This is a genomic window from Rothia sp. HMSC08A08 (genome assembly GCF_001808385.1).
In the GTDB taxonomy this organism is placed as follows: Bacteria; Actinomycetota; Actinomycetes; order Actinomycetales; family Micrococcaceae; genus Rothia; species Rothia dentocariosa.
Map to the genome: position 1 here is coordinate 1 of NZ_KV793085.1, position 7753 is coordinate 7753.

Annotated in this window: 2 protein-coding genes; one reads left to right on the forward strand and one right to left on the reverse strand. The window is 52.5% G+C overall.

All coding sequences use genetic code 11. The features are described from left to right. Positions 1 to 6304, reverse strand: a 6304-nt coding sequence (locus tag HMPREF3164_RS10725) for a DUF6531 domain-containing protein (protein WP_070450977.1), incomplete at its 3' end; no start/stop codon positions are given. A 384-nt stretch (positions 6305 to 6688) separates the two neighbouring features. Between HMPREF3164_RS10725 and HMPREF3164_RS10730 the strand changes: the two genes are divergently transcribed. Beyond that, positions 6689 to 7624 carry a hypothetical protein gene (locus HMPREF3164_RS10730; RefSeq protein WP_070450979.1) on the forward strand — a complete coding sequence of 312 codons (936 nt, stop codon included), beginning with the start codon at positions 6689 to 6691 and terminating at the stop codon, positions 7622 to 7624. The last annotated feature ends 129 nt before the right edge of the window (positions 7625 to 7753 follow it).

Genomic DNA, 7753 nt, shown 5'->3' on the forward strand with positions numbered 1-7753 from the left:
CGGATTCCCCACGAGCATTTTTAATGTTGCCGCCATAGGTTTTCGCCCCAGCAGTACCAGCACTTTTGATCGTGTTAATTCCTACTTTCTGAATCATCTTCTGAGCCTTCTCCTCCGGACTCATCTTTTGGTCTAAACCGATAGATATGGCATCAGCACCATTACTAGTAATCCAGTCATTAGCGTAATTACGAGTCCAGGGGTTATTTAATTTGCTGGCTGTTTTTCCTGTTTCTTTTGCTAAATCTGATGAAGCAGTCATCCCTTGGTTTGCACCACCACCAACTGCACCAAACACAAAACCACCAGTAAACCCCATGCCAAAAGCCGATAGTTGGTCTGTACCATTCCAATTATCAGTTGTTGCGGCATATTTCACCGAAGAAGATGTACCATCTTTTACGCCTTCTTGGAGCCCGCTGCCTATTACCTTAGCACCAAGTTCATCAACGCCGCCTTCGAAGGTTTTACCGTAGAGTTTGTTACCAACCCAATTACTCGCCCCATTAATAAACTTACTATTCCTGAACGCAGAGACAAGCTTGGTGTTTCCTATACGGGCAATACCAGCGTTGATTTTATCCGATGCTTTCACACCCATTTGTACAACACGAGAGATTTTACCCGCTTTCTCTGCCGTTGCTAGGCCCTTTGCCACAGTAGCGCCCTTCGCAAAAATACCGCCGACTACACCACCGGCACCACCGGCAAGACCACCAATCAGAGCGTCTCGACCAACAGCGCCCCAATCAACATTCTTACCTTCCATCTTCTGGGTAATCACCGACATACCACCACTCATCAAAGCACCCGAAGCAGCACCCAGCAGTACCATGCCTAGCGGTCCTGTCGCCACAGCAGCAGCCGTCAGAGCAAGACCCACAACGAGCATGGCACCAGCAACGAAATATTGCCGAAAATCTTTCTGAGCCTTGTCCCTAGAATATTTTTGGAACTCATCCGGCGACATCGGCTTCAGACCCCACGGGTCCATCAGTCCTACCGGGTTGTTCCCACAGAACGCATATACATCCGCGAAGAAACCAGTACCCGGCACCTGGGCCAGCGGGTCCGTCGAGAGGAAACGCTTCGAGGCACCATCAAAGACGCGGGCACCCATCACATCCAAACCGGCAACACGCACAGACCCGGCACCGGTAAACGAGAACCCGGCAGGAAGCATAGATTCCCACACACCGCTATCATCCGCACTCAAAACATGCGGAAGACCAGGAATATTCATCCCCTGGGCATCCGGTGCAGAACCCAGTATGGACGGCACAGCCCACGGGTCAAAACCACCGGCAATACCAACCTGGGAGAAACCGCCGTCAGACCCGGGAGCAGGCACGCCGCCAGCACCTAAAATCTGTGGCATAGCAGCATCCGGATCCCACAACAACGGCACCGAAACACCATTCACCCCGGCTACCTGGGCAAGTTCACCAGTCACATCAGTTACCATACGAACCCGTGATGCAGCTTCACCGCCGTGAGCAGTCACATACGTATCCGTTACCGAGGCCAGCCCGGAATACGCGCCCCAAGCGTACTCACGAACCCGTTGTACACCCCTGTCATCGGTGATAATCTCACAGGTACGTTCACCAGCGGCATTGTACTCATACGTGGTCACTGTCGTGGACGTATGCTCCGCTGTACGGTCGGTAGCAATAATTTCGGTGAGTTGGTTCAAACGGTTATAGGCGAACGAACGTTCACCCGACAGTACCCGCGAAGTCTCCTCAGGCTCGTCCGTGCCATTGGAATGACGCCAAGTGCGCTCAGAAACCATGAGCCCGGATTCAAAGACCCATTCAAACTCCAGATCACCAGCACGAGAACCCGTGAGCTGACCGGCAGCATCATAGGTATACACCACCAGCCCATCGGCAGAATCCAAGCCCACAATACGGCCCTGCTCATCGCGAATAACCTCGGTACGCTCCACCGAATCCGCCTTCGCTGTGTTCTCACGCGAGTACGAGCACACCAGACCAGACTCACCATCAAACTCCCAGCGCGAGAGAATGTCGCCTAACTGGGCACGGATAAGCCTGCCCATCGCATCGTAGGAATACTGCGCCGCAGGGCTCTCACGGTGAGCATCTTGATCAGCGCGTGACATACTCGCCACGCGGCCAGCACCATCGTGGGCAATCGCAGTCTCACCGTACGGGGTCACCATGCGCGTGCGGTAACCGTCGGCATCGTACCCCAGCGTGAGTGTGTACGCGCCTGTGTTCGTGAAAGTATTCAACGCTTGAACCTGCGCATCTACATCCGCCGTGCCAGAGGATGCACCCGAAGTATCGGTCATCACGCTCGAGCGTGAACGTTCCATCAGCAAACCGCGTGCATCATACACAAACCGATGCTGTACAAACGCATCCTCAGACGCATTACCGTCAAGGGCCTGAGCACTAGCGTAATCGCGCACCCACACGGTACGACCCTGATCCTGCACCCCAAACTCGGCAGCCTTCACACCATCAACACAGGTGTGTGACAGGCGGCCACCAGCAGCATAATCATAAGTATGCGTATACTCGCGTACACCATCGTGAGCACGAATCAGACGACCGGCAGCATCATAGGCGTACTCCTGCACCGACTCATCAACCGTACCCGCAGCCTTAATCACACGCACCAGACGATCTAGCGCATCGTACTCATAATCAGTCACCTGGCCGGCAGCATCGACAACACGGCAAACCTGCCCGGTTGCGGTATACGAGAAATGCGTGCGGAACCCCAGACCGTCCGTTGCCTGGATAATCTGACCGGCAGCATCGTACTTAAACCTTCGCTGCCCAAAAGAACTATCGCGCACACCAATTAAGCGACCGCACAAATCGTACTCGTACGATGCCACACGTACACCGGCTTCCACACCGGTCACTCGACCACACACGTCATAGGTGATCTTCTCAACCGTACCGTCAGGGTTAATACGCTTAATAATCTGCGAGGCGGCATCATACTCCAGGCGAGTTATCGCCCAAGCAGAAGGCTCAACAACCCGCGAAACCCCCGCTTCATCGGTGTAACGCTCAGGAGCATCCAGACCAACAGCATGAGAGATCACCCGCCCGGCAGCATCATAGTCATAGGTCTCGATACGGCCTTCAGCAGAAATCACCCGCAGCACACGCCCAGCGCCATCACGTTCACAACGGGTCAGACCACCGGCAGCATCAAGAATCTCAACCGGGCGACCCGCGGCATCATAAGTGATAAACTCGCTCTCAACATCGGCCTTCTTCGCAGAAGACCCACCCCGGGCACGTTTCTGCTCAGACGTAACCCGACCGAAAATATCCGTGTGAATGAACGAGGACGAGAACGCATCCGCGATCTCCTCAATACCACGCTGACGATCTACCCTGCGTTTAATTTCAACACCGGTCGCATCCGTCACCGAAGACAACTCGCCGTTCAAATCATAGGAATACCGGGTGACAGCACCGCTCGGATCGGTAGCCTCAACCAGCTGAGACAAACCATCATAAACATAATTCCATACGGCACCGCTGGCGGTAGTGAGGCCAACGAGGTTACCCCATGTGTCAAAAGTGCCTTCGGTCGTATGACCTAGCGGGTTAGTAACACTAGCAATTTCCCCGCCTGCATTGTAGGTAAACCGGATGGTAGCACCGTAGGGATCCGTTACCGAAGTAGGAAGATTTCCACGACTCCAAGACGTATTGGTGCTGTTACGTACCAGCGAGGGAAGGGATTCTACGGCAAACTCGGGGTACGCAAAAGTCCAGCGGGCACCATCTGCGTTTTCGATACTCGCAAGCGCGCCTGAAGAATTGTACGTCGCCGTACCGCGACGACCAAGCGGATCTATAACCCCAATAACACGTCCGTGGTCATCACGTATCAAGGTTGTAGTATTACCCGCACCGTTTGTCACGAGGACGAGATCACCGTAAGCATCGTACTCGAAGGTTGTGGATACACCCGTCGGGTCAGTGACTCGGGTAAGAAGACCCCTATCGTCCCAGTCATAAAGCGTCTGAGCACCGTCTGCATCGGTCACAGCGCTTGGGTTTGGGTTCACCGAATCCGCATATTCATAGCTCACGGTCATTGGCGTACCCAGATTGCGGGGATCACGTGCATCCCGCACAGATACGCCGGTTATACGATCGTGTTCATCCCACCCGTAAGTATAGTCGGTACCCTCGGGGGTACGTTCACGCTTCAGCCTGCCTCGGTTATCGAATACGCGCGCGGTCCTGGAGCCATCGCGCTCAGTAATACCCACACGGTTTCCGAAAGAATCGTACCGCATGGTCTGTCGACTGCCGTCGGTGGCGGTAATTCCGATCAGACGTCCCTTAGAATCGCTTGTCCAGAGGTTAGAGTTATCCCCTGTTTCAGCATCCGCCACGATAGTAACCAAGCTCGGGGTATAGGTATACGAAACTTCGCGCCCATACTCGGTGAGCTGGTGAACTACCCGGCCCAGTTCATCATAGGTGTTGGTAACCTCTACAATCCCGTTGGCGTTGATAACCTCACGGATAAGTCCAGCATCCGTGTGAGTATACGAACGGACACCCGCATTTGTTGCCACACTCGTCAGATGCTCACCCTCATACGAATATTCGGCAGCCATTAGTGGCGTATCGGCTTCGGTGCCGGTCGTGTTGTAAGTATAAGCGCTAATCGGGCGATACTCGGGAGCCTCAGTGCTTTGAACTAGCGCTTCATAGTTCACACGAATTCCGCGCTGGGATCCTGGATGCACCAGATCTGTAACCTGCCCCTGCGCATCACGGAATGCGACCACAGTATTTGATGGGTGCCCATCAGTAGCACTCACCCAATCCCCAGAAGCGCTGAACCCAAAGGATTCGTGAGCGTTATTCATCACGATCCAATAGAAGGGTTCCTGCGTGAGAGCTTGATCTGCGGATTCATCTAAGCCACGAGAATTCTTGAGCTGTCGCTGTGTTTCACGCTGCGAGGCTTCAACTCGCGCATATGCATCAGAACCCGGTTTTGCCTTCGTCAGCCACCATGCTTCCCCAGAGGCACGCGCGAATCCTTCACCTTCACGCGCGAACGTGAGGACGCGCCCATCGGCGGTAAACCATGATGCTTTGTCAGCATCAAACTCAAGACGCTGATCCAGAGTAGAGGACCATCCGATGCCAAAAACACCCGAAGGAATATCTTGCGAGTTAGTCACAGCCAAGCTGTTATACATACGCTTCAGGTTCAGATTACGCGCAAAAGTTCCCGGGAAAGAAAGGTCGGTTTCAGGCTCAATGAAGTTACCCGTTGCCACGTTCACCGGATCATTTGCGAAGCCGGAAGTAGGGATTTCGCCCGTAACCTGAGCGGGATGAACCTCGATTTTCTGAACCTGAGGAGCACCAGTTCCACGCTCCTGCATACGCTGATCCAGATACGCATTCGAGACGGTTTTGATGTTACCGGTGCCAGACCCAGCATCCCTAAAATCCTGGGCAACTCCAGAAACCCAGGTATTGACCTGGTTGCTCTGTTGAAGCCACCCCGCCATGCTGTTGATTGTTTCGCTGATATCGAGCGACCCGTGATGGCACGAACTTGTGTAGGTGTTTAGCGCATTCGTAATGTCGGTATGCTTGAGGCCTGCTTCGTTGTCGTAGGATACACAGGCAGTATTGTAGCCGTCGAGGTTCTCTGGAATAGCAGAGGAAGTGCCGCCAGATGCATCAGGGGCGCCAGCATTGACATCGCGCTGCGGGGCAGAGCCGGGCTCAGCAGGTTTCGACGGGTTGGGAGCATAATCGGGACGGTGTTTGTTGAGAACAACACCATCCCAAGTTTGCTGCAAACCGTTGCGGTTCTCCCACTCCCGGGCTTTCTTACGGTTTTCGTTTTCAACATGTGCGCACTCTTTGATGTAATCTACCAGCTTCGCGCCATAACGGAGCATCGCCACAACGTTGGCGGAGTTATTGGCAAGTTGTACGTGGCACATATGAAAGTCGTGGGCGTATTTGCCCTCAAATTTATCTCGTGCAGTATCAAAAAGACCGTCTCGTCCACCCTGCTGGGTTTCGATAGTGTCTGCGGCAGAATTCAGCGCATTTCTGAGGTTATCGGATGCCCCATCATCAAACTGAACGTCAGGCATAGCGCGCGGCTTATCAGCCGTGCCGATACTCATGTTGTCGTCAACAGAGCTTTGCGGAGGATCAACATGCTTGAGCTCAGGCATAGGCGCAGGCTTACCGCCCAAAGAACTTGGTGAACCGCTGTTTTCAGGGGCGATAGGTTCAGGGCGGACGTGCGGCATAGCTGCTCCTTGTGTGGTTGTAGTTATATCAACGTAGATATAGTTAATGTTTGCGAGTGTCACAGAACACTGTATAGGATATATTTACCCTAACCTTCACATAAGGGTTAGTCAAGGATATTCGTCATGAACAGTACATTTAGGCGCGGCATGTCGGGCTGCTTCGCGCGTGAGGCGGTTGCTGAACCACGCACATGCAGGAACGGGCATGCACCGGTCGAGTACAACCAACCTGGCCTTTAAGTAGTGATGTTTAGATTTCTACCTCCGGCAGTGTAGGCACTGTACTCGCTCGCAGGAAGTCCTGACTTAAAGGTCGAAATCATAAGTTATTGGTAGGAATAATAGGGATAAAGAGTATAAGGGGCCTGGAGAATAGCAACAATGGGAAACTATATTTATTATTCCCTCATCTTTAGCGGCATCGCTATCTTTAGTTACCTCTCGTATCGAAGCGAGAAAAAACAAAAGAACTACTATCAGAAAATAACCTCGGCGTATACCATGGATTGGGGTGCCACACCGTCCTCGCATCGTGTGCCAACATTCGGCAAAGCAGGAGAAGACTCGTCTGCTGAGGGAAGTGCTGTGCATAAGAATGAGCGCTCTGATACTTTGGGAGAAACTCCTGAATCTGTTCCTGCTAGGGATGTCGAGGAGTTCGTGGAGAGTTTTACGAATATTGTTCAGAGGCGTCCTTTATTGTTCCCCATTGCAGGATGGGCCATGATGATAACAATCATATTTTTTGTAGGCTATATTGCTCTAGCTTTTATTGCAAGAAGGCCTTCGGAAGAATACGTCCCTTTTATTTTTGTTGTTTGTGTAACGTTTCCCGTTGCTGTTTTTTGTATTAGGTTCGGTCGTGATGATTATGTGAATTTTCGGCGTGCGGAGATTGTGCATAAACCTTTGGGTGGTGCTCGAAAGAGTTTTCCATATCATGCGATTGCTGGGTATTATTTTGATCCTCGTAATACAGAGCATGGGGTGTTTGAGGTGCAGACTCGGCAGGGGTATAAGGCGCGGTTTGTGCCAGGGATGTATAACTGTGTGTATGTGGGGTCGCAGATTGCGTTTCGGCTGGATTATGGGTATTGGGCTGATCCGTTATCTGTGTCTGATATGTGTGCGCTTGCTGCGTATGTGACAGATTTTCGGTGGGTGTATCGTTTGTTGGAGGTGCCTGCTAGTGCTCATTTGGATCAGCGTGATGTGGGGCTAAGGCCGGTGGGGAGTCCTTCGCCGGGTGCTGAGTATGTTCGCGTGGTTCCTGAGGTGGAGGATTTTGTGTATGCGAAATCTGTGATTACACGGTAGGTATTTGAGCGGTTCAAGGATTAATTCGCTTGATGATTCATAAGGTTGGGGTGAATAGCATTAAGTCTGGGTTCACTGCCGGGGCGAAAACCTACGGCGGCAACATTAAAAATGCTCGTGGGGAATCCG

What these genes read in the sequence shown, in the direction of transcription:
- HMPREF3164_RS10730 (WP_070450979.1), top strand. Translation starts at nt 6,689, where the DNA reads ATGGGAAACTATATTTATTATTCCCTCATCTTTAGCGGCATCGCTATC.